Genomic DNA, 22,352 nt, shown 5'->3' on the forward strand with positions numbered 1-22,352 from the left:
CTCAGGCAGTCCCCTCCCCGGCTCACCCTCGTGCCCCCCCGCATGTTGTGGTCCCAAATCCAACCCATGGGAGAGACGAACATGACGCACCTTGGTATCCCCGCCGTGCCCAGCCCGGCCTCGCGGCCTGTCGGTGGCGGCGTGGCGTTCGCCAACGACGGCCACCACTTCGCCGCCGACACCGGCGTGGACACCGCCTCGTTGGCCGCTGCCGCGAGCGCTCCGCTGTCTGTGATCCTCCAGGTCACCAAGCGGTGCAACTTCGACTGCTCGTTCTGCTCGGAGATCCTCCAGTTGCCCGACCCGACGTTGGAGCAGCTCGACGTGATGCGTCGCAACCTCACCGGCGTGGCGCGGGTGTTCCTCTCCGGCGGGGAGCCGTTGATGCGGCGGGACTTCGGCGAGATCGTGGACATGTACCACCAGGACCACATCCTGGCGGTGCCGACGAACGCCACCCACGGGTTGCAGCACGCCCGGCACATCGCGGGGAAGATCGCCTTCGCCAACGTCGGGTTGGAAGGGCCCAGGGCGACCACGAACCGCGTGCGGGGCGACTACGACCAGGTGATGCGCGGAGTCCGAGCCCTGATGGACGCCGGCATCCCGCTATCCCTCTCGGCCGTGGTCTACCGATCCACGCTCCCCGCTCTGCCGTTCACCTGCCAGATCGCCGACGTGTTGGACGCCGGCAAGGTCAAGCTGATCATGCCGCTACGCAAGGGCAACGCGCTGGACCTGGACGAGAACGAGTTCATCTCCGACCAGGAGGCCGCAGAGACGTTCTCCCGGTTGTCGGAGTTGCGCACCGTGCACCAGTGGCGTCCGGCGTTACGGATGACGACGTGGACGCCGAGCAACGAGGGTCACATGATCGTCATCGAGCCCAACGGCGTGGCGCGGGCCTGGCCGGTCTACGACGCGCCGGACCTGTGGGAGCCGCTGGGCAACGTGCTCCAGGAGCCGATCAGCGCGATCTGGCAGCGGTACCGGTTCAAGGAGAACCACTTCGCCAAGTACCTCGGCCGCTCCATCCGCACCGCCGCCCACACCCCGGCCGCGCGAGGCTGACGGTGCTGCGGATCTCGAACCTGGCCTGGCCCGACACCCCCTTCGGCGCGGACAAGCGCACCTTCCCCAGGAACGTGCGGCTGTTGACGGGCATGGCGATGCACTTCGCCGACGACGGACAGGACACCGTGCCGGTCAGTGCGGCGGCCGTCTTCCTGCCCGTCAAGCGCACCCAGCGCCGGCACGTCGAGGCGGCGACCCTGCACTTCGGCTTCCGCCTCGCGGTCATCGAACATTCCGACGACGCACAGGAGTTGCTGCGGCTGACCGATGGCGTTCTCGTTCAGGGGCGGCGGCACGCGGAGATGCTGGCCTGGCACTCCTTCCCGGACGACCTGCACGTGGTGCGGATGCTGGCCGCTGGACGCCTGCCGGGCTTCACCGCAGTGGGTGACGCCTGGCCCAGGCGCGCGGAACGGGAGCGCGGGCTGGCGACCCTGGTGGACACCGGCCACGATCTCGGCACCACTTCCCTCGCCAGTACGATCGCCGGTGACCTGGGGATCGACATCGGGCCGCGCCTGCACGCCCTCCAGCAACCGGCAGCGATACAGGCACGGTTCGAGGAACTCGCCGCCGGGCTTTCCGCCACCTCCCGCCTGGTGCAGGAGTTGGCGGCGGGGGTCCTCGGCCAGGCGCTGTGCGTGGCCCTGCTGGCGGGCCAGCACACCGAACGCCTCGTTTGGCAGGCGCTGCTGAACGCCGCCGAAGCGGTCGAACGCGAGGCGTGGCACCTGCTCCCCGCCGTGTTTTCGACCAACCCACCGAACACGGCCGATCCCAACCAGTAACGTCCCCAGGGCAAGCGGTGGGGCCGGCCTCCGACAACGGCGGCCGGCCCCACCATCGCCCCCGTTGGAGAGACGCCCGTGATCACCACCAGCAACCTGGCCACCCCCACCCGCGCGCCCAGGAAGCCCTCCGGAACCGTGCGGTTGGCGTCCATCGATGTCGAGTGGACCAAGAACTACCGGATCAAGAACGGCAACCGGCCCTTCTGCTACTCCGTGGTCTGGCTCGACCTCCCCGCAAGGGCCCCTCGCCAGGCCGACCTCGCGGATGTCCCGTTCCACTTCACCAGCGTCTACGTCGAGGATGCCGACGAACAGCCGGCCCTGGTGCGCTCGGCCGCCAACGCCCTGCGCACCGCCACCAACAGCGCGGACCTGATCACCGGCCACCAACTCTGCTCCGACCTCGCCGTCCTCGCCGCCACCGCCGACCGGCCCCAGCCCACCATCGACCAAGCCCGCGCCTCCTGGAAGCAGCGCAACGCCCCGGCCGAGGGTGACCCTCGCTACCTGGACACCCGCTTCGACGCCGGCCACCTGCTGACCGGCACCTCACGCCGCCTGGTCGATGTGTGCACCGAACTCCGTCTTGACGTCACCCAACCCGAACTCCGTGGCACCTCGATGACCGCCCTCCATCGTCGCTGGCTCACCGACGCGGACGCGACCGCCCGGGAGAAGATCAGCGTCCTCAACGTTCGCCACTCCCTGTCCACCGCCTACGTCGCCGCCCACGCGGCCGGCCTGGGCCACTGGGCGCCCGAGGGACTCAACGTCAACCGCGTCCTGGCCGCCACCACCGCCGGCGCCTGGGACTGGCTCACCTCACCCACCTTCCACACCCTGCTGGGAGAACCATGCCCATCCGCGACTGCACCGCGATCGCCATCGAGGGAACCCAGGCCGCCGGCAAGACCACCCTCGTCCACGCCCTGACCGCCCACTACCGTGAACGGTCCGTCAACGTCACCTGCACCGGCGAACCCGCCCGCACCAGCCCGTTCATGGAGGCCGTCGTCCTCCACGGCCAGGGCACCTTCGACCTCGCCGCCGAACTCGACCTCTTCGCCCTCCAACTCACCACCCCGCTACGCGCAGCCCGCAACCACCGCCTGCTGATCACCGACAAGACCCCGGCCAACGTCCTCGCCCTGGCCCACCTCGTCCTCGACCCCAGCGAACCCGGCGTGGCCGCCACCCTGTCCGCGATGGAAGCCCTCTGCGCGGCCTGGATGCCCACCGCCTACGACCTCGTCGTCCACTGCCGCGACCGGTTCGACCAACGCGCCGGCGGGGACCGCTTCCGGGACAAGGTCCTCACCCTCCAGGACCAGACCGACCACGCCGTCCTCGACGCCTGCACCGCGACCGGCGTGCCCCTCGTCGAACTCCCCACCGGCCTGGACACCCCCGCGCGCGTCCAGTGGATAGCCGAACAGCTCACGCTCCGCGAACTCACGCCCCACTGACACCGGCGGACTCGCTAAGGTCCCTCCCTCAGGCACCACACCGGGGAAGGGACCCATGGCCGCCCACACCGTCATCGACGTCATGATCATCCTGGAGCGCGAGGACCGCCACGTCCTCCTCGCCGAGCGCGCCAACACCGGCTACGCCGACGGCCTCCTCAACCTCCCCAGCGGCAAGGTCGAGCCGGGCGAGAACGTCATCGACGCCGCCGCCCGGGAAGCCCGGGAAGAGATCGGCGTCACGATCGAACCGGCCGCCCTGCGCACCGTCCACGCCATGCACTACCGCAACCCCGAGGGCCAACCCCGCCTCGGCTGGTTCCTCGCCACCCCCCACTGGCACGGCCACCCCAACAACGCCGAACCCCACAAATGCGCGGGGATCAGCTGGCATCCTGCCGACAACCTCCCACCCCACACCGTCCCCTACAACGCCCTCGGCATCACCCACTACCTCAAAGGCGAAACCTTCTCCGTGCACGGGTGGTGACTGGGACATACCTACAGAACATCAGGATGGGGGCTGATCTACCGCTTCGCAGAAGCCCTATAACCGAGCCACTCAGCGCACGAGGACAAGAGCCCTCTACTCCCTATGCCTACTCCACATATAGCAGCATAGAATTCACTAATCTTCCGGAATGCCAACAGGCGGTGATCGCGGTGGATCAATCGCATCACGGTCAGGGACATCGATCAACATCCTGAAGAGCCGTACAAGCCGCACCGCTCTGAGTGCACCGAAGACCAGAATCAGTTCGAATACCCAAGCACCACGACCAAGCGACGAACCACGATCCCAGATCAAGAAGGCGAGCGAAGAGCCCGAGACAGTAAGTATACTGCTCAACACCCCGGACCAGTTAATCCGCAGTCTTACGCCGTAATATCGCCGAAGCTGCAGCATGCGGCTTCCACCCGCCGTGACGTACTACGCAATTGCCGCAGTCCCGAAGCCCCCAACCAGCGCCGAGACTGAAGCAGTTGTTGTATAGATAGTGCTGCGCTGCTGAGCATCGAGCCCTTGAAGCAAGCTCGCCGGCCCTCCCACGTGAGTAAAAAGAACGTGCACAGCAACAATGATCATGGACACGAGCCAGTCGACCCTGGGGCGCTCGCTCCACGAGTCCTGCAGACGACGCGCCAGCACGCGAACCGCAGCCATGCCTCCCCTTCCTTACAAGAGGAGACCAACCCTAGCGCTAGGCACCGACAGCGGCCCTCAGCTCTGCCTCGCAACTGCGCGCCGACTCCAAGATCGCTTCCACCGACACTTCATAGCGGGGCCGCCCTGAATGCCCTGTAGTTGATCCGCTGCTTGGCTGTGACGCGGTGAAGAATGAAATCAATTGGGGTATCGATGAACTGCCCTTCATCGTCCGAGACAGTCACATTAGCCCTTGCGCGCGTAACGCCGGTAGCATCCCGCAGGTACCCCAGCTCAGAGAGCAAGTCTCCAACATCTTGCCGCAGCCTACGCTGCCCTCGACGGCGGGCAACTACACCTGGGCTGACCGAAGTTTCTCTATTCCTCTGCGTGCGTGAAGTCCACAGTTCCCCTACACCATTTTCCGAACCATGTCGGCAGCCCAAGGGAGGCAATTTGACTTGAAAGCTCTGATCGAGACAATGGCTTCCCTTTCCAGACATCGAGGGCCGCCGACTTCTCCCGTGTAGCGATTACCCGCCTGAACCAGTCAAGCCCATGCACGCCGTCGATTATCTCATGAAAGGGATGCAGACTCGGATAAGTGGTTTCCACCAAGACGCAGCTCACCCACACAAGGAGATGGTGAGCAGTAATATCCGACTTCACGTGAGCCATCTGCTCTCGCGTTAACTCTGGAAGAAATGCCGAGATGTCACCGAGAACCTGGGAGAAGTCCGCACCGTTACGCATCACCCATTTTCCCAGATCATCTCCCTCCAGCCAGACCAGCCCTTCAGGCAAAGGCTCATAAGGGTAAATACTACTGCCGGGCCAAACAGAGGCCAAGAGTTGCACAGAAAGCGGGCCAAGGCAAAAACTATCGAAAGCCTCAATATGGGTTAACCAACCCGGGCGATTCCTTTGCCGAACAGCCGAAATATCCAGAATTCCATTGTGGAGCATATACGCCTGAGTGGGCTTATCTGTCACTCCCCCCATCTCATACAACCGCTCGGCTAATTCCACCATCTGTGGTGCCCACGCTTCGTCGAAATACCGAGCCTTTCCCGATAGCCAGAACCTTGCCCATCGAGCCACTACGGCGCGTGCCGCCGCAGAATCTCCTTGCGTTAACCCACCGCTTAGCAGGGCATGAAGTCGATTCCGTGGGTCCCGATAGAGGTCGAACAAGTCCGTCGAGGACTCTTCGGTATCATTAAGGGGGGTGCGCTCCCAAAAAGAGAATAGGGTGGCAAAAATAGCGTCGGTCGTGCGCTTTGGCAGTGGGGCCGCGTTAAGTATCCGAAGACTGAGCGAGACATACCTCTTCGCGTTCACCCTACCCAAGGAACGCGCCTTTTCAAGAAGCCCTGCGACGATCGCCTCAGCTCCTCGATCGTACTTCTCATCGACACACTGCACGATGACATCAGCGAGGACGGAGCTTGCATCACGCTCGTAAGCTCCGACCACTTCGTCTACCAGCTTCTCAATCGAAGAGGCTCGACGAACGATCTCTTCTGCCGAAAAGTACTCCATGAATGTTCGATGAGTGAAACCAAATATACGCTCGCCGCGGTCTGTCGTACCTTGCGTTGTCAGAAGCCAAGCCCGATCTGCGCAGAAGTCCAAGAAAGCCTGTGACCGCCGAAACGCCTCATTATCCTCGACCGAACCCGTATCGGTAAGGAATAGGGATATCACCTTTCTTAGCTGCCCCTCTTCCACTCCGCCTTGGGCCGATTGGCTCCGGTAGAAGAAGTAAGCCAAATCTTGCATCAGGCGTGTCCCGTAATGCCGGTGATCCATAGGCTGTTCGATCTGACGCATCGAATCCCAACGCTGGAAGAGCAAGTCTGCGCATGATCGATATACCTCTCGGCGGTTACGTGGGATGTACCCACGGGCGCGATACAAGGCGCAGAGCAGCGAGAGCATCAAAGGGTTGACGCGAACGTCCGGAATACTTTGGGACTCTCGCAAGAAGGCGTCGCGCTCCAGGGCGCTTCTTTCTGTTGCCCGGAACCACTTCTCGACATACTCGTTTACTTGCTCATCAGAGAAGTCGTCAAGCTCATACAGCTTAAATTCTGTCGGCTTCAAGGGTGCTCTTTGGTAACCGATACGTCGAGCGGTGACCAGGACAGGGCTCAGTGGATAACGAACAGCGAAGAGTTCAACGGCCCGCACGAATGACTGACGCCTGGCAATATCGATAATCTCGTCTACGCCGTCAAAAACTATAAAAGATCGACCTAGAGTTAAGATGTCGTTGACTGTTCTACTGTCAATATCCAGCTGCAAATCTTCTCGGAGAGAGCGGGTAAGTGAGTCCAGTATGAAATGACTGGAGTCGGCGCCGGCGAATTCTTTGCACTGAATAACCAGAGGAGCGAAATCTCTCCCATTCTCAGACTGCACCGAACTAAGTTTATGCACGACATGTTGAACTATAGTACTCTTACCCACCCCCGGATTACCGATCACCACGCACCTGGGGCGACTAATGGGACGGACTAGGAAATCATCCGTGACACTCTCACTCGAATTGTACTCTCGAAGATTCCTATTCACATAAAGCAACCCTCTCTCGAATCGGAAAGATTCCTGCATGTGGCTCAGCGTATGCGTAAGACTGACCTCGGAGTAGAATTCAGCTGAGGCGCTACGAATGTCGTGAAGGGCGAAGCGCGCAGCCTCGAACCTACTCCGATCACCGGCAATTTCCACCAGATCTCGAAAAGCAACATTGGCAGGCCGCGCACGCCCTTCTATAAGTTGAGTTGCACCCACATACGAGGATAGACGCTTTTGCTCATCTGCGGTAATGAAAGCAGACAATTCTTCGGCGGGGAATACCGACTCAAGTGAATCCAGCAGCACCTGCCACAAAATCGAGGCGAGTCCGCGCCAATTATAATTACGATCGTCGCAGAAATTTTCGACGAGGGAGGAGAAGGCTGCTTCGAAATCTTCGACTATCGAAGCGAATGCGCTTTCTATTCTGCATCCAAATTTAGCGATGAGCAGAAATTGCGTCAAAGTCGAAACTTCAGGCGACTCCATGAAGTCGCTCACTTGGGAAACCTGGTCTTGGGTGAGGATAGTCACGATCTCTGCCGTAATGGGGTCGTACAGGGGCCACCCGCCTCGGTAGTCGACCTCCTCGGACCATTCCGGAAACTCTCGCCTTACCCCCTCCGCCTGATCCGCAGTACTGGCGCCGGTCAAGGACTTGAAGGATTTGGAGACAACGCCTCCTGCGAGCCGACCGGCCATTCCAGCGACCATCGGATCCATATCTTTTCCCTCCCATTGCTTCCCAACTGACCACTGTAGTTCTCCAACGGCCGCAAGGAGCAACAAAGCCCAATCATCCCTACATGCCCGAGATAATGTTAATGTCGTCTTTACCTAGGAAGGGGACTTCCCGCCCGAACCCTCGAACCTGATCCATGCCAGATGCGTGCCAGAACGGGCGGGGAACTGCGGTCAACTGGGGCACGGCGACAGCTATCGAGCAGCCCGCAAGAGGGGCGTTCATGCAGGTCAGTGCCGATGCTTGGGCAATCACGCCCGGTGATTCCCAAGCTCAGAGCGCGAGTTCGATTCTCGTCGCCCGCTCCACCTCAAACCCCCAGGTCAGCGACCTGGGGGTTGTTTGATGCCCAGCCCAGTTCAGCCCTCTTGCACCACCCGATCCGCACCAGAAGGCTTGGTGGCCTTCTTCTTCCGCTCAGCCACTGCCCGGCCATCCAGGGCGCCGGTGATCTCCTTCTGACGCTCACGGTCCGAGTGCTGACAGGTCAGCGCCGCCCGCTCGGAGGACTGCCCCGCACGAAACCATCGCGTCCTTCAGCGTCGCACCGACCTGAGTCGCCAGGGTTTGACTCGTGCCCGGAGATCGTAGAACCTGATGTCTGCTGGCATCCCGACCTTCACCCGCGCCTTGCGTCATTTCCGCTCGAAGGCCGAGCGCCGGAACAGCTTGCCGCGTGCACTGATGAACAGCACACAGTTCGGCTCCCACGTGCACGACGCAACCGCTAATCTCCCTGACGGCTGATTGCCTGTGACGAAGGAGCTCAACGGCCCCTATGTCGAGGGCCTGTTGGGAACGAATAGCTCTGCGGTGGGGAAATTTGCGGATTACCTTGCGGACAGATGGCGACTCGGCGGAGCAGGACGCGCGTTCCCTGTACGAGTGGCTGCTCCTGGACCGTGGAGTGCGGCGTGACGCTCACCTGAAGATGACGTCGTCGGCCGCTCCGATACCGGGACAGCAGGGTGCGCTCCTGGACGTGGTGTCCCTGACAGTGGGCACCAGTATCAGCGCTGGCTCGCTCGGGGTGGCGATCGCGTCGTGGCGGTCGACTCGACCTCAGGAACCAACCGTCACGGTTGAGCGTCCGGACGGCCACAGGGTGACAGTCAGTGGCATGTCGCGTGACGAAGCACAGCGTATGGTTGAGCAACTACGCAACGAGCAGCGGCAATCGTAGGAGCGGGGCATGAGCAGGCTACCCGACCCCCGAAGGTCACACGCATTGTTCGTCGGAGCGGACAGGTTCGACAGCGACGGTCTCGACTCCTTGCCAGCGGTCAGCCGGAACCTGTCGACGCTCGTCGACCTGTTCGCCGGTGACTTGTGAGGGCTGGACCCATCACGGTGTAAGCGATTACTCAATCCCGGCTCGACCCGCGAGGTAGACCGCGCCGTACACCTTGCCGCAGAGGCGGCGACAGAGACCTTGTTGGTGTACTACGCGGGGCAAGGGCTGCTCGACCTGCGGGGTCATCTACACCTGGCGTTGCCTGGCAGCGACACGGGCGCGGTTCACTCAACGGCGTTTCCCTACGACTGGATGCGGATGAGGCTAAGGGCCAGCGGCGCAGCGCGGCGCATCGTCATCCTCGACTGCTGCTTCAGCGCACTTGCGATGGGCGTACAGTCGCCGGCCTCCAGCATCGCGGCGCTTGCCGAGGCAGAGGGTACCTACGTGCTCGCGGCGTCCGTCGAGCGTGCCGTCGCGCTGGCGCCGCCGGGGGAGACCTACACGGCTTTCACCGGCGCCTTGGTGTGTGTGCTCACCGAAGGCATAGCTGGCGCCCCCGAATTCCTCGACCTGGACACGATCTTCCAGGGGGTTCAGTCGATCCTGAGGCAGCAAGCCCGGCCTGAGCCGCAGTGTCTGGGCCGCAACCAGGTGGGTCGGACATCGTTCACCAGGAACCTCACCTATGTGCAGGAACAGTGCGTCGACTTCGGCTCCAGCCTCATGAACGCCCTCCACTACCTCAATACCGCCCGCAGTTTGGCCGACACGTTGCAGACTGTCGCAGACCGCGCCGTAGCCGATCTTGGCTACGAGCTGGCCGTTGTGAATGTAGTACGCCAAGACGGCGACCTCGTAGTTACAGCGGTGTCGGGTAGCGACGCGGCCGAAAGCCAGATCGCCGGAAAGGCCGGGCCCCGTGCAGCCTGGGATCACCGTCTCACCATGGGTGACGCGTGGGGTAACCTCCGGTTCGTTTCCCAGACCGAGTGGGAGACCCTCGAAGTGGACGGCGTTCCCGAGTACTTGAGCCCGGCTCGTGTCGAGGGCGAGTGGCATCCTCAGGACCGTCTCTACGCCCCTATGTACAGCACAGACGGTGCGCTGCTGGGCGTTCTCTCCGTACACGGGACACAGACGGGCCGCATGCCTGGGCGGGGGCAGCGGCAAACGCTGCAGACCTATGCGTACCAGGCGGCTATCGCGATCAGCAACGCCAGGCTGCGTTCCAACATGCAGCGTGCGCTGGCCCGCCTTGAGCGGGAGCAACAGGCGGTACGTGCCAGTAAGGAGAGCTTCCGTCAGGCGTTCGAGTATGCCCCCAGCGGCGCGGCCATAGCCGAGATGAGCGGCGACGAAGCAGGGCGTCCGATAAGGACCAACGACGCATTGTGCCGCCTACTCGGTCGCCCCGCCTCTGTGATGCGGCGCTACGCGCTCTCCGACCTCCTCCATCTTGAGGACGTCCCCACGTGGATGCGCGCTTCCTCCGAGGGCGGACCGGTGGAGCTTCGTCTCAGCCGTCGTGACGGGACATACGTGTGGGTTTCGCTCCGCAACTCAATCGTTGCTGACACCGCTGAAGGGCCCCGCTTTTGGCTCACCCATGTCGAGGACATCCAAGAGCGCAAGCTGCGCGAACTGGAGCTCACCCATCACGCCACTCACGACCAGCTCACCGGGCTGGCCAACTCCATGGGGCTGCATGCTCGTCTCAGCGACCGATTGTGCGGGGAACCTGACAGCGCCGATTCCCCGTCGAGCCATCGGCACGCGACCTCTCCCGAAGATCCGCACACCAGAGGAGTGGCCATCGTCTTCTGCGCGCTGCGTGGCTTCAAGTCGATCAACGCCAATTTCGGACACGAGGTTGGCGATGCCATCCTCGTCGAAATCGGCCGCTGCCTACACACGTGGACGCATGACACGGACACGGTAGCCCGACTTGGCGGTGACGAATTCGTCCTGCTGGTCGACAGCATCGATCCCGCTGGGGTGCGGGATCTCGTGGCGTCCACGGCCAACGAACTCCGCAATCCGCTACATCTCGACTGCGGCCAGATCACTCGGGTCAACTGGAGCTTCGGCATCACGTGGGCGCGGTGCGGAGCCACAGTGGCCGACACGATACGGGCGGCCCGTGAGGCTGCGGTCTGAGAAATCCGTGCCGTGCGTGCCCGTCGCGTGCTCGATGGGTGGTAAACCCCGGCCAGCGAAAGAGAGTTGGATGCGTAGGAGGTATGGCGAGAGCAGCGAAGGAGCAGGTCGGGTGGCCAACTGGCGCTGGAGGGACGGCGATTCCCAGCCTCAGAGCGTGAGTTCGATTCTCGTCGACCGCCACACACCTCACTCGCCGACGAACAGAGAGGCCGTTGGGCTCCTTCTCCGCGTACCACTCCGGGTGGCGCTTCACCTAGCTTGTTGGCCGGACCGACCGAAACGACGCGCACCGCCTCGACGCCGCCTGCACCCATCCCGCGGACGCCACTCCTGGATGCGTCGGCGGCTCGGTGCGCTCCTGGTCATCCGACCACTCCCAGAGGCGATGTCAGACGCATGGTGCAAGGTAGCCGGGGGCGAGGCTGTCACGGGTCGCCTGAGTAGACGAGGAACATGTGGAGAATGTGACATGCCGAAGATCCCCAAAGGGCGGCGGGTAGGCCAAGCCGCTGTGAACGCGCTGCGCACGCTGCTTGAAGAGCACGACCACATCGTCCAGGAGATATCCGGGCAGAACGACTTCGGTGAGGATTTCTATGTCACCTTCACGGACGGCGGGGATGTCACCAGCGACACGATCAAGGTCCAGGTCAAGGGAGGGGTCAGTTGGCGTCGGGGCAATGGCTACGGCGTGCCCGTGGAGCGGCATCGCGATACATGGTCAGAGGGCAACATCCCGGTCTACTGTGTGGTGTACGACCCGGACAGCAAGAAGCTGTACTGGGCCAACGCCACCCAACAATTGCGCCGCTTCGGTTCCTTCCATGCACCACACTTCATCGGGATAAGTCCCAATGCGGTGCTGGAGGACAGCACCATGGGTTCCTTCGTCGCCCAGGCACGCCGCTACGTCGGCCGCTACCGGGGCCGGCAGGCCGTCTTCACTCATCTCGAGGAGATGTCCGGAGCGGAGTTCGACCCTGCAGATCACGTTCTGCACTTCGTCAACGGTGATGACGATGACCTCATCTTTTGGAAGCGCCCGGGCGACGCAGCGGCGACGCTGCTACTCAGCACCCAGGAATGGGAACCGGTTTTGGTCACTCTGGAGTCGCTGATGCGGTCCGAGCTTCCGATGCCAGAGCCCTCGGGCGGCCTCGGGATCCCAGACGTCGATCTGTGTACTGCCGAGGACCTAGGGCTGAACCGAACCGAGATCATGTGGGTGGCTGCCTGCTTCGCCTCCACCCGGCAGGCCGACGAAGGCCCGGAGGGCGAACTCGTCGAGTGCGAGGGATGCCCAAGTTGCACCGGGGAGGAGCCCGAGGAACACGGCAGGATCGAAGCGGACGTCATCCATGAGTACGTGCTCGGCTGCATACTTGACCGCATCGATGCCGAGCCCGACCTCGTGCAGCGCTCGATCCGAGCGATGCGAGAGGAAATCGATCTGGAACCGGGCATCGTGGCTGAACTCGGCTCCCTCGAAACCGAGCCACGGGTCGTCCGACAGGTGCACAAGCTCAGCCGGGTGACAGTGGAGACGGTGGACGACATCGAACCGGAGGCCTACCGGCTGGCCATCCTCTATCTCATCCAATGCATCTACGTGAGTGGTCCCTCGCTCCCCCTCGACGAACAGGTACGAATCGTCTGGCGCGTCCCAGAGCCCACGACATCCCACCCGTCACAGGCTCCATAAGCGCGAACGGGATCTAAGCGATAAACCCCCTTCCCACCGCGGTGACGAACACCCCACTCACAGCTACCCGTCGATGCCAGGTATGCAACAACGGCACCCCAGCCAGCCGCGCCGACATCCCTTAGCTAGTGGCCTCTCCGTGGCCGTTGGCCCTGACTTCATGCTCGGACGCATCCCACGTGCTGGCTCGCTCTCGCAAAGCGCGCACCCTCGGGACGTGCAACCGTGACACTGGCGCAACGATGAGACGACCAACTCCACTTCCTGGCAGGCCACTCGCGATGACGTGCCACTACGTGCCGTTCAGGACGGTTAACAGCGGTCACTCGGGGACCTCACCAGGGATTCCCAAAACCTGCCACCGAAGGCATTCCTGCTGGTGAGAGGCATTCCAGGCCCTCGGCGCCGAGTGATTCCCAAGCTCAGAGCGCGAGTTCGATTCTCGTCGCCCGCTCTTGTAGGCAAGGCCCAGGTCAGAGGCATTCTCTCCGACCCGGGCCTTTGTCGTGTTCGAGCTTGCTAATACTGCAAGGGTGCTTGCCGTGACGAGGCTTCAGCTCTTTGGCTGTGGCCTCGTCTCTTGTAGTGGCTGGTCCGGGCTTGGTGTTGGCGTCGGCGACGCCATCGGGACCAGTGCGGGACGTGGGTGATGCTGCGGCGGGCGGGCCGGGTGAGGCGGGTGATCAGCCAGCGGATCTCGGGGACGGTGAGTGGGATCAGGTCTGGCGTTCGATCCACTCCTGCCCCTTTTCGAGGTGCTGGGCCCGCAGGACAGCGAGGTAGGTGTGGGCGGCCATGGCCAGGGTGATGTGCCGGTACCACCCCGGGTAGCGGCGGACCTGGTAGTCGTCCAGGCCGCACTGTCCCTTCGCGGTCTGGAAACACTCCTCGATCGCCCAACGGGCACCAGCGACGGCGATCAGCTCATGCAGTGTGGTGCCGACGGGCGCGTAGGCGATGTAGTAGGCGATCTTCGTCGGGTCGGTGATGCTTCGGCGGACCAGAACCCAGTGCTTGCGGTCAGGACGATGCCAGGGGCGGACCTCGACGCGGGCCCAGTCGTAGATCCGCGGGCCGTGGGCGCCCTCGCCGCACGAGCGGCGCTTCCACTTCTGCCGGGGCAGATCGGCGACCAGGTCATGGAGCGGGTGGTCCAGGGCCTGCCGGGTGACGACGGTGTCGTACCGGGTCGTGGCCACAACGTGGAAGACATCGGCCTGCTCCAACTCGTAGCGCCAGCCCTTGCTGTAGCCGTAGCCCGCGTCTGCGGTCACCCAGCGAAACGGGATCCCATCGTCGACCGCGTGGCGGACCATCGCCCTCGCGAGCTGGACCTTCGTGGCGAACTCGACCTCGTCGCCGATTCCCGCCTCCCGACAGCGCTCACGGTCGTCCGTCCAGGATCTCGGCAGGTAGAGCGCCCGGTCGATCAAGGTCCGGACCCGCTCGCCCGAGTACCCGAGGAAGACTCCGACCTGGCAGTTCTCGGTCCGGCCGGCAGTACCGGAGTACTGCCGCTGGACGCCGGCCGACCGCACGCCCTTCTTCAGGAAGCCGGTGTCGTCCACGATCCAGACGCCTCCCGGGTCGGCCAAGTGCTCGACCAGGTACTCGAGCACGTCGTCGAGCACCTCGTCGGCGTCCCAGTCGATCCGGTTCAACAGCCGCTGGATCCGCTCCGGTCCGCAATGGCCAGCCTCCTCGGCCACCGTCCAGCCGTTCTTGCGCTCCAACGACGCCAGCAGGCCCCGCATGTACGCGAGAGCCGACTCCCGCGACCCACTCCGTGCGAACCGGCGAGCAAACCGCTCGCACAACCCCGCTAACCCATCCGACCAACGGCGAGCATCAACCTCGGATACTCCCCCACCCACGAACGCACCAACGAACGGACCCGACAACCGTCACGGCAAGCACCATTGCAGTACTAGGGCTCCTGCACCAGATCCGCGCCAGAAGCCTTCAGCCGAGCATCCCGCACCCGAGCGTCGGTGCCGGCGGCGACCTCCCTCTGTCGCTCGATCTCCGAGTGCTGGTAGATCATGGTGGCCTTCTCCGACGACTGCCCGGCCCGCACCATCGTGTCCTTGAGCGTGGCCCCGCTGCGGGTCGAGACGCTGTGGCCGGTGTGCCGGGTGTCGTACGGACGGAAGCCCTTCGGCAGGCCGACCGCAGCCAGTGCCCGGCGCCACTTGCGCCCGAACGTGGAGCGCCGAAACGGCTTGCCCCGCTCCCCCACGAACAACAACCCGTTGGCCTCCTTCTCGTGTACTGGCCCGCAGGGTTGTTCACACGGCTGATGGGTGGCTTGCCTCCGAGTGCGGTGTGGCAGCGATGGTAGTTGTAGGAGCAGGCCCAGGATGGGGCCGATGCGGGCCGGGCCGAGTTTGTGGGCGGTGCGCGGTGCGATGACGCGGGTTTCCAAGGCCGCGGCGACGCGATGGGGAGAGGTGTGCGGACGGCTGTGCCTTTCGACAAGACCGGCTTCGCCCTCCGCCCGCCACCGGCGGACGCATTTACAGGCGGTCGCGCGGGAGACCCCCATGTCGGCGGCCACATGCGCGACGGGACGACCGGAGCGGACCCGCTCGGCCAGAAGGCGGCTGCCATGAACGGTCAGCCGAGCATGGCGGTGGGACACGAAGACCTCCATGTGGTGCGGTCCCAGACAGCTCCACCACATCGGAGGTCTTCGTCATGCTCAAGCCCCAACCACCGTGACCAGAGTCAACAACACGCGTGATCAATACAGAGGCGGGGTCTCGGAGAATCATCAGCACGTGACTCAGGAGTCCGGGCTCTTCTCGACCCGCTCGTCCAACGCGGTCTCCTCTCCATCACCGCAGTGGTCGAGGTCGAGATGCTGTAGTGGGAGCCCTTGGGCTGGTGAGCGTTGTGCGGTCCGCGCTCCGCTGCCGTATGAGTCCTGACGTTGTCGCGCGACCCGGCGGGCTCGGTGGAAGGCCGAGCCCGCCACGTCGGCTCCGTGCCGGAGCCGGAGTCGTGTCACGCCGTCAGCGCTGCAGTGTCAGCAGGCCCGGGCGGTAGGGGAGGAGACCGTAGTCGCCGCCGGAGTTGGGGCTGCGCCCCTGGTAGAGGAGTTGCAGATTGCAGGGGTCAATGGTCATGGTCTGATCGGGGCTCGTGCGCAGCAGTTCGCCGTGGCTGATGTCGTTGGTCCAGGTGGCGCCGCTGTTGGCCTTGCCGGCGAAGGGGTTGTTCTCGGTCACGGCCTGGGGTGTCCACGAGCCGTTCAGGCTGGTGGCTGTGAACGAGCGGAAGTAGCGGCCCTGCGAGCCGATCGCCTCGACGATCATGAGGTAGCGGTTCTCGCCCTGAAGCTTGTAGACCTGCGGGCCTTCGAACAGGTTGTTCTGCGTATCGCTCATGATCACGGTCGAGGTCGAGCCGAAGCTGCTCGGGAAGTTCCCGATCGGCATACTGGCCCGGTAGATCCGGCCGTTGTCACCGGCGAAGAACAGGTACATGTTCGTGTCGTCGGCGATGAGCGTCTGGTCGATGGGACCGGTCGGGGAGTCGGAGATGCTTCCGGAGAAGAGCTCCTGCTCGGCTGACCAGCCGTTCGGGTTGGTGGGGTCGCTTGAGGTCCGGTAGGAGAAGGAGGTCCTGCCCCATTGGTAGGCGAGCACCCAGATGTCCTTCGGCGCGAAGTAGAAGAGCGTGGGCGCGACGGTGGACGCTGACATCGTGTTCTGGCTGGCCGAGGCCATCTGCGACCAGTTGCCGAACGGGCTGAAGTTCATCGAACCCCAGCGCGTCCCTGTGTCGTGCGTCGTCGCGTAGACGAGGTGCTGGCCGTTGTGGGGGACGACGGTGAAGTCCTTGAGCGAGACCCACCCCGGCTTGGGCTCCGCCAGCGCGCCCGTCGATGTCCAGCGATATGTCGATGGCAGAGCGCATGGGCCGGGGTTGCCGTCGCCGACCTTGACGAGTTGCCACTGCTGGTTGGCGCCGTCCCAGTCGTCGTACTGGACGATGTTCGCGCTGTCGGCGGTGGAGGCGCCTTGCACTTCGAGGGCCTTGCCGCTGTGGCGCGAAATGAACCTCACGTAGCCGTCAGAGCTGTCGGCCAGCCGCCACTGCTGGTTGGTCCCGTTCAGGTCGGCCCACTGGACGATCGAGCCGCCGTTCTCGGTGGACCAGTTGTGGACGTCCAGGACCTTGCCTGAGTGGCGGGACTTGACGCGGTAGTAGCCGTTGCCGGAGTCGACGAACTGCCACTGCTGCTGGGCCTGATCGTTCCTGGTCCACTGGGTGATGCGGGCGCCGTCGCTGGTCGCCTGGTTGTAGACGTCCAGGGCCTTGCCGCTGTTGCGGTTGACCAGCACATACGAGGCGTTGGGGTCGATGGTCGCCGCGCTGGCGGGCTGGGCGCCGAGGAAGGTGGCCACGAGCAGTAAGGGCGCAAGGATGGCGAGCAGGCGTCTCAGGCGGAGCGGGGACGGACGGCGAAGCCACATAGGAGGCATCCCTTTCTGGGGTCGGGGGTGAGGTGACCCCGATGAACCGCGACGGCCGCCCCGGGGGGGTCAGGGAGGGGAGAGGTGCGAAAGCGGCCGTCTATGCCGAAGAGTTGGTTGCGCTGGGCGCTCAGCCGGAGCGCTTCGCCGTGGACGGAGACGAGAGATACCTCCAGCCTTCAGCCGTCCCAGCTGACGACCCGTTGTGACGGCTACTGCCAGGGGCCGTCACGCCAGCGGATCCGCTGGGCGTCCGGTGGGTGTTGGCCATGGAGACCTCCGGGGCGGGAAGCGTCAAGCATCGAAAACTTACGAAACTTCACGGACTCCTTGGCGCCACAAGGTAGGAACATGTGACCTCGCGGTCAAGACCTGTCACCCATCTGTCCACAAACAGCGCCTCTCCTGCGGGCTTGAGGGAGCACGTCCGACCCTGGCCGGCACTCGACCTCGCGCGACCAGCCGGCACGTGGACCTGCCGCCTCAGGGGCCGATCAAGCTCGCCGACCTGCTGTTTCGATCCTTTCGCCGGGGCCCGCGCCAACGGCCCCCACCGACGGCGGCGCTGGCGGGGCCGGCGGTCCCGTCGGACTCGCCAGACTTCCGGAAACTTTCGGTCGAGACACGGAATATTTTTCGCGAGGAGCATTGACGATCCACCGTCAATCCCTCAATCTCGCTGTCTGAGAGGACAGTTGCCGTCCGAAACTTCGAACGGTCCACCCCGAGCGATCCGTGGTGCACGGCAGAGCCGCGCACCACAGCACCCGCGCCACCCCGTTTCCGATCCGGTGGGGTTCACGCCAGCGCATCCTGGCTCTTCGCAGAGTTGGAGAGTTAGGCGACGCCGCGTGGCGGTCCGCCGATCGAGCCGCCATGGAGTACCCGTGCCTCTGTCGAAACCCCGCCACGGCCCCGCGTCCGGTACGCGCGGCCGTGGTCGTCCACTACGGCCTGGCGTCGGCGTCGCTCAGCGTCCCCGCCGAATCCACTGCGCTTCGGCGCGCCCATGGTGTCCGGTGATCCCGTAATGTCCGGGTTCCGGCCCGCCCCGTCCGCCTGCCGCGTGGGGCGGACGACGCCTCCGCCGCACTTCAGCCCTTCCGTGACGTCTACCCTGGAGGCACAGTCATGGGCTCGTATGCCATATCTCCACCCACCGCCCGCCGGAAGTTCCACGGCCTGCTGACAGCGCTGGTCGTCGGCGTCCTCGGGGTGGTCGGTGCACTGGTCACCCCGCCGAGCGCACACGCCGCCGAGAGCACGCTCGCCGCCGCGGCGGCGCAGAGCGATCGTTACTTCGGCGTCGCCATCGCCTCGGGCAGGTTGAACGACTCGGTGTACACGAGCATCGCGAACCGCGAGTTCAACTCGGTGACGGCCGAGAACGAGATGAAGATCGATGCCACCCAACCCCAGCGCGGACAGTTCAACTTCACCGCGGGTGACCGCGTCTACAACTGGGCGGTGCAGAACGGCAAGCAGGTGCGCGGCCACACCCTGGCCTGGCACTCCCAGCAGCCCGGCTGGATGCAGAGCCTCAACGGCGGCGAGCTGCGCCAGGCGATGACCGACCACATCACCGGCGTGATGACCCACTACCGCGGCAAGATCGTCGAGTGGGACGTCGTGAACGAGGCCTTCGCCGACGGCGGTTCGGGAGCCCGGCGCGACTCCAACCTACAGCGCACCGGCAACGACTGGATCGAAGTCGCCTTCCGCACCGCGCGCGCCGCCGACCCGGCCGCCAAGCTCTGCTACAACGACTACAACGTGGAGAACTGGAACTCGGCCAAAACCCAGGCCATGTACGCCATGGTCCAGGACTTCAAGCAGCGCGGCGTGCCGATCGACTGTGTCGGCTTCCAGGCGCACTTCAACGAAGGCAACCCCTACAACAGCAACTTCCGCACCACCCTGCAAAGCTTCGCCGCGCTCGGCGTCGACGTGTCCGTCACCGAGCTCGACATCCAGGGCGCCTCGCCCACGACCTACGCCAACGTGACCAACGACTGCCTGGCGGTCGCGCGCTGCGTCGGCATCACCGTCTGGGGCGTGCGTGACAGCGACTCCTGGCGATCGCACCACACGCCGCTGCTGTTCAACAACGACGGCAGCAAGAAGCCCGCCTACGACGCCGTCCTCAACGCGCTCAACGGCGGCTCGTCCACGCCGACTCCGGGTGGGCAGATCAGGGGCGTCGGTTCGGAGCGGTGCCTGGACGTGCCCAACTCCAGCACCACCGACGGCACCCAGGTCCATCTGTGGGACTGCAACGGCGGTACCAACCAGCAGTGGACGCACACCGCAGACGGCGAGTTCAGGGTCTACGGCAACAAGTGCCTGGACGCCGGCGGCACCAGCGACGGCACCAGAGTCCAGATCTACAGCTGCTGGGGCGGCGACAACCAGAAATGGCGCGTGAACTCCGACGGCTCCATCGTCGGCGTCCAGTCCGGCCTCTGCCTCGACGCCACAGGCTCCGGCAACGGCGCCCTGCTCCAGCTCTACTCCTGCTGGAACGGCAGCAACCAGCGCTGGACCGTCACCTGATGGGGCCTGCCGCTGACAAAGAAGTGAACCGACGAGGATCTGTGGTGCGGCTCGCTCCGCCCGCCCACACGGATCTCGATGGTGGTCCCGGTTCACCGCCGTGCTGGCGGCGGTCCTCGCGACCGGCCTGCTCACCTCGGTGATCACCACGCCCGCCCAGGGGCTGTCGGCGTCCGCCGAGGCCGCGGCGGTGGACACAGACGCCTGGTACGTCCTGGTCAATCGCAACAGCGGCAAGGCACTGGACGCCGACTGGGCGGCACCAAGCAGCAATGGCGCCGGTCCAGTGGGCCGCATTCGGCGGAGGCCACATCCCCGGTCCGGTCGACGGCTCCCCCGACGAAAGCGGCGTCGCCACCTGGACCAAGGGAGAGATCTGGCGGTTCTTCGCACAGTTCGAGTGACACACCGGCGTGAGGTTTGGCGGGCTGCGGGGGCCTTGTGGCCCGGTGAGCCGTGCCCGACGCGTGCCCGTCAGGGCGGTCGTTCACGGTCAACGGCGGTTCTCCGTGGCCTGCCGGACTGTCGCCGTCGGCGGCGGTCCGGCAGGCCAGCGACCACGGGCCCGCCAGGAGCTCAGCGATTCCCAAGCTCCGAGCGCGAGTTCGATTCACGTCGCCAGCTCGTTGAGAAAGGCCCAGGTCAGCGGCCTGGGCCTCGTTGGTTTCTGGACACCGGTGTGCGCGGTTCAGGCTGCGCCGGGGTGAAGGTGACGCGGGAGTCATCCGCGGTGAGGGCCGCGTCTGTCGTCCCGACGTCCATGTCGTCGGGGCCGTAGGCGACGGCCGGGGTGGTCGTGACATCGGCGCCGAGGTTCGCGTCATCCGGCGTGCTGCTCCGCAGCGCCGCCCGCCACGCGTGGCGGTGGGTGCCGACGAACCGGGGCTGAGCACGCGGACGACGCCGTCGGCCAGGACGCCGAGGTGGGGTCCGTGGTGACCATGGCCGGAGACCGGCAGGCCGACGTCCTCGGGCCGGAGTCGCGCCCGCCGGGATCCGTTCGAGGGGGTCCGGGGTACGCGGCACCCGCCGTCGGGCGGTGGCCAGCGGTGCGTGGGTGCGGTGCACCGGGGTACGGCGCGGCCTGGTACGTCCTGCCACCCGCGGCGAGGCTCGTGGGTACGGGAAACGCCGTCGCCCACCCGGTGAGGGCGCCTCCCGGGCACTTCTCGGTCCGTACGCGCATCTCTCGGAGGACATCCATGAACCAGAGCTCCAGGCGCGGTCTGCTGGCCGCCGCCTCGGCCGGCGGGCTGGTCCTCGCCGCCCCGGCCACCGCGCACGCGGCGGGCCCGACGACGCGGCACACCGCTCGGGAACGCCGCAACCGGAAGGTCGTGCTCGACGCCTTCGCCCAACAGAACGCGGGCGGCGACTTCTTCGACGTCCTGGACGACGACGTGGTCTGGACGATCGTGAACGGCAGCACCTACCGCAGCAGGGAGGCGTTCCTGGCGCAGGGGGTGGCGCCGGTACAGGACCGGTTGCGCACGAATCTGCACATGACGGTGGTCGACCTCTGGCTGGACGGCGACACCGTGATCGTGCGCTTCCAGGCCGACGCCACCGCCCTGGACGGACAGCCGTACCACAACGACTTCTGCTGGGTGCTCACCGTCGACGGTGCGCGGGTGACCACCGGTTACGCGTTCCTGGACACCGTCGCCCTGACCGAGCTCATCGAGCGCGTGGAGCTGCCCGGGTGACCGGCCGTCACGCCGTCGGACGGCGGCGCGGTGCGGGGACCCGTACCGCTCTCGCGCTGCTGGTACTCGCGCTGGCGGCGGGCACCGGCTGCCAGAACGGCGTGCCGTCCGCGGAGGGCCCGACGACCCCCGCGGCCCGCGCCCCCTCGTCCGAGTCCCCCACATCCGGAGCGGAGACCATGAACAGCACCACGAACGGCACCACGAACAGCGAAGCGCACCCCCACCCCTACGTCGGCATGTGGGTCACCGCCGACGGGCACATCCGCCAGCGGCTGTCAGCGGACGGGCGGTACGACGAGGCGCGCGGCGAACGTGAGAGCGCCTACACCGGCAGCTACCGGATCAGCGGCAACCGCATCGTGTACCGGGACGACACCGGTTTCACCGCCGACGGTGAGTTCGACGGCGACGTGCTGCACCACGCCGGCTACGTCTTCCACCGGCAGGCCGACAGGCCCCGGAGCGACGCCGGGTAGCGGGTGCGGCAACCGAAGGGACCGGCCCGCTCGCACTGACGCGGGGTGTCCCAGAGGATCTCGCAACGGGCTATGGACCCGCCGTTGGGCTTGGTAAGGCCCTTCTTGATGCGCACGTCCGCGGCGCCGCGTGACATGCCCAGCAGCGCCGCGGTGATCTCGGGGCCCGGGGGACGCGGGGCGTGGAGACGCGTTTCCTGAGCCATGCGGCTGCGGGCCCGCTGGCCACTGTGC

14 protein-coding genes and 3 pseudogenes are annotated in these 22,352 nt (G+C 65.1%); 12 read left to right on the top strand and 5 right to left on the bottom strand.

The genetic code is table 11. From position 1 onward, the window contains the following. Positions 1-81: 81 nt before the first annotated feature. The 5 genes from K4G22_RS13370 to K4G22_RS13390 all read left to right on the top strand — a co-directional run bounded on the left by K4G22_RS13370 (position 82) and on the right by K4G22_RS13390 (position 3,821). Positions 82-1,071, top strand: coding sequence for a radical SAM protein (locus K4G22_RS13370; protein ID WP_228080450.1), 990 nt, complete (start codon positions 82-84; stop codon positions 1,069-1,071). 2 nt (positions 1,072-1,073) lie between these two features. Further along, positions 1,074-1,862, top strand: coding sequence for a hypothetical protein (locus tag K4G22_RS13375; protein WP_228080451.1), 789 nt, complete (start codon positions 1,074-1,076; stop codon positions 1,860-1,862). A 78-nt stretch (positions 1,863-1,940) separates the two neighbouring features. Further along, positions 1,941-2,798: a hypothetical protein gene (locus tag K4G22_RS13380; RefSeq protein WP_228080452.1), complete on the top strand. Its 858-nt coding sequence runs from the start codon at positions 1,941-1,943 to the stop codon at positions 2,796-2,798. Further along, entirely contained in the window at positions 2,720-3,331 is a 612-nt protein-coding gene (locus K4G22_RS13385) for an AAA family ATPase (protein WP_228080453.1), read from the top strand. Before K4G22_RS13380 ends, K4G22_RS13385 begins: the two co-directional genes overlap by 79 nt. Positions 3,332-3,386: 55 nt before the next feature. Beyond that, positions 3,387-3,821: an NUDIX hydrolase gene (locus K4G22_RS13390; RefSeq protein ID WP_228080454.1), complete on the top strand. Its 435-nt coding sequence runs from the start codon at positions 3,387-3,389 to the stop codon at positions 3,819-3,821. A gap of 1,035 nt (positions 3,822-4,856) precedes the next feature. On the opposite strand, the gene K4G22_RS13395 is transcribed toward K4G22_RS13390, so the two are convergent. Then, positions 4,857-7,781: an NACHT domain-containing protein gene (locus K4G22_RS13395; RefSeq protein WP_228080455.1), complete on the bottom strand. Its 2,925-nt coding sequence runs from the start codon at positions 7,779-7,781 to the stop codon at positions 4,857-4,859. A gap of 797 nt (positions 7,782-8,578) precedes the next feature. On the opposite strand from K4G22_RS13395, the gene K4G22_RS31965 reads away from it, so the two are divergent. From K4G22_RS31965 to K4G22_RS13410, 4 genes and pseudogenes are all read left to right on the top strand, one after another. Next, positions 8,579-8,983, top strand: coding sequence for an effector-associated constant component EACC1 (locus tag K4G22_RS31965; protein WP_425336677.1), 405 nt, complete (start codon positions 8,579-8,581; stop codon positions 8,981-8,983). A 153-nt stretch (positions 8,984-9,136) separates the two neighbouring features. Next, positions 9,137-9,637 (top strand): annotated as a pseudogene (locus K4G22_RS31970) (caspase, EACC1-associated type); the annotation flags it as partial. A gap of 123 nt (positions 9,638-9,760) precedes the next feature. Continuing rightward, entirely contained in the window at positions 9,761-11,194 is a 1,434-nt protein-coding gene (locus K4G22_RS13405) for a sensor domain-containing diguanylate cyclase (RefSeq protein WP_228084074.1), read from the top strand. Positions 11,195-11,666: 472 nt separating this feature from the next. After that, positions 11,667-12,899, top strand: a complete 1,233-nt coding sequence (locus K4G22_RS13410; RefSeq protein ID WP_228080456.1) for a DUF4365 domain-containing protein — start codon at positions 11,667-11,669, stop codon at positions 12,897-12,899. 716 nt (positions 12,900-13,615) lie between these two features. Here the strand turns inward: K4G22_RS13410 and K4G22_RS13415 are convergent. From K4G22_RS13415 to K4G22_RS13425, 4 genes and pseudogenes are all read right to left on the bottom strand, one after another. Further along, on the bottom strand, positions 13,616-14,773 hold the full coding sequence (locus K4G22_RS13415; protein WP_228080457.1) for an IS701 family transposase: 1,158 nt from the start codon (positions 14,771-14,773) through the stop codon (positions 13,616-13,618). A 53-nt stretch (positions 14,774-14,826) separates the two neighbouring features. Beyond that, positions 14,827-15,165, bottom strand: a pseudogene (locus tag K4G22_RS31975) (tyrosine-type recombinase/integrase); the annotation flags it as partial. A gap of 84 nt (positions 15,166-15,249) precedes the next feature. Next, positions 15,250-15,540 (bottom strand): annotated as a pseudogene (locus K4G22_RS31980) (leucine zipper domain-containing protein); the annotation flags it as partial. 373 nt (positions 15,541-15,913) lie between these two features. Further along, positions 15,914-17,380, bottom strand: coding sequence for a non-reducing end alpha-L-arabinofuranosidase family hydrolase (locus K4G22_RS13425; protein WP_228080458.1), 1,467 nt, complete (start codon positions 17,378-17,380; stop codon positions 15,914-15,916). Positions 17,381-18,511: 1,131 nt separating this feature from the next. Here K4G22_RS13425 and K4G22_RS13430 point away from each other — a divergent pair. The 3 genes from K4G22_RS13430 to K4G22_RS13445 all read left to right on the top strand — a co-directional run bounded on the left by K4G22_RS13430 (position 18,512) and on the right by K4G22_RS13445 (position 22,118). Further along, the gene (locus tag K4G22_RS13430; RefSeq protein ID WP_228080459.1) at positions 18,512-19,933 is read left to right on the top strand and encodes an endo-1,4-beta-xylanase; all 1,422 of its coding nucleotides are present in this window, start codon (positions 18,512-18,514) and stop codon (positions 19,931-19,933) included. Between the two features lie 1,202 nt (positions 19,934-21,135). Continuing rightward, positions 21,136-21,639, top strand: a complete 504-nt coding sequence (locus K4G22_RS13440) for a nuclear transport factor 2 family protein (RefSeq protein ID WP_228080460.1) — start codon at positions 21,136-21,138, stop codon at positions 21,637-21,639. A 179-nt stretch (positions 21,640-21,818) separates the two neighbouring features. Then, positions 21,819-22,118: an Atu4866 domain-containing protein gene (locus K4G22_RS13445; RefSeq protein ID WP_228084076.1), complete on the top strand. Its 300-nt coding sequence runs from the start codon at positions 21,819-21,821 to the stop codon at positions 22,116-22,118. Positions 22,119-22,352: the final 234 nt, after the last annotated feature.

This window comes from Streptomyces profundus (assembly GCF_020740535.1).
GTDB lineage: Bacteria > Actinomycetota > Actinomycetes > Streptomycetales > Streptomycetaceae > Streptomyces > Streptomyces profundus.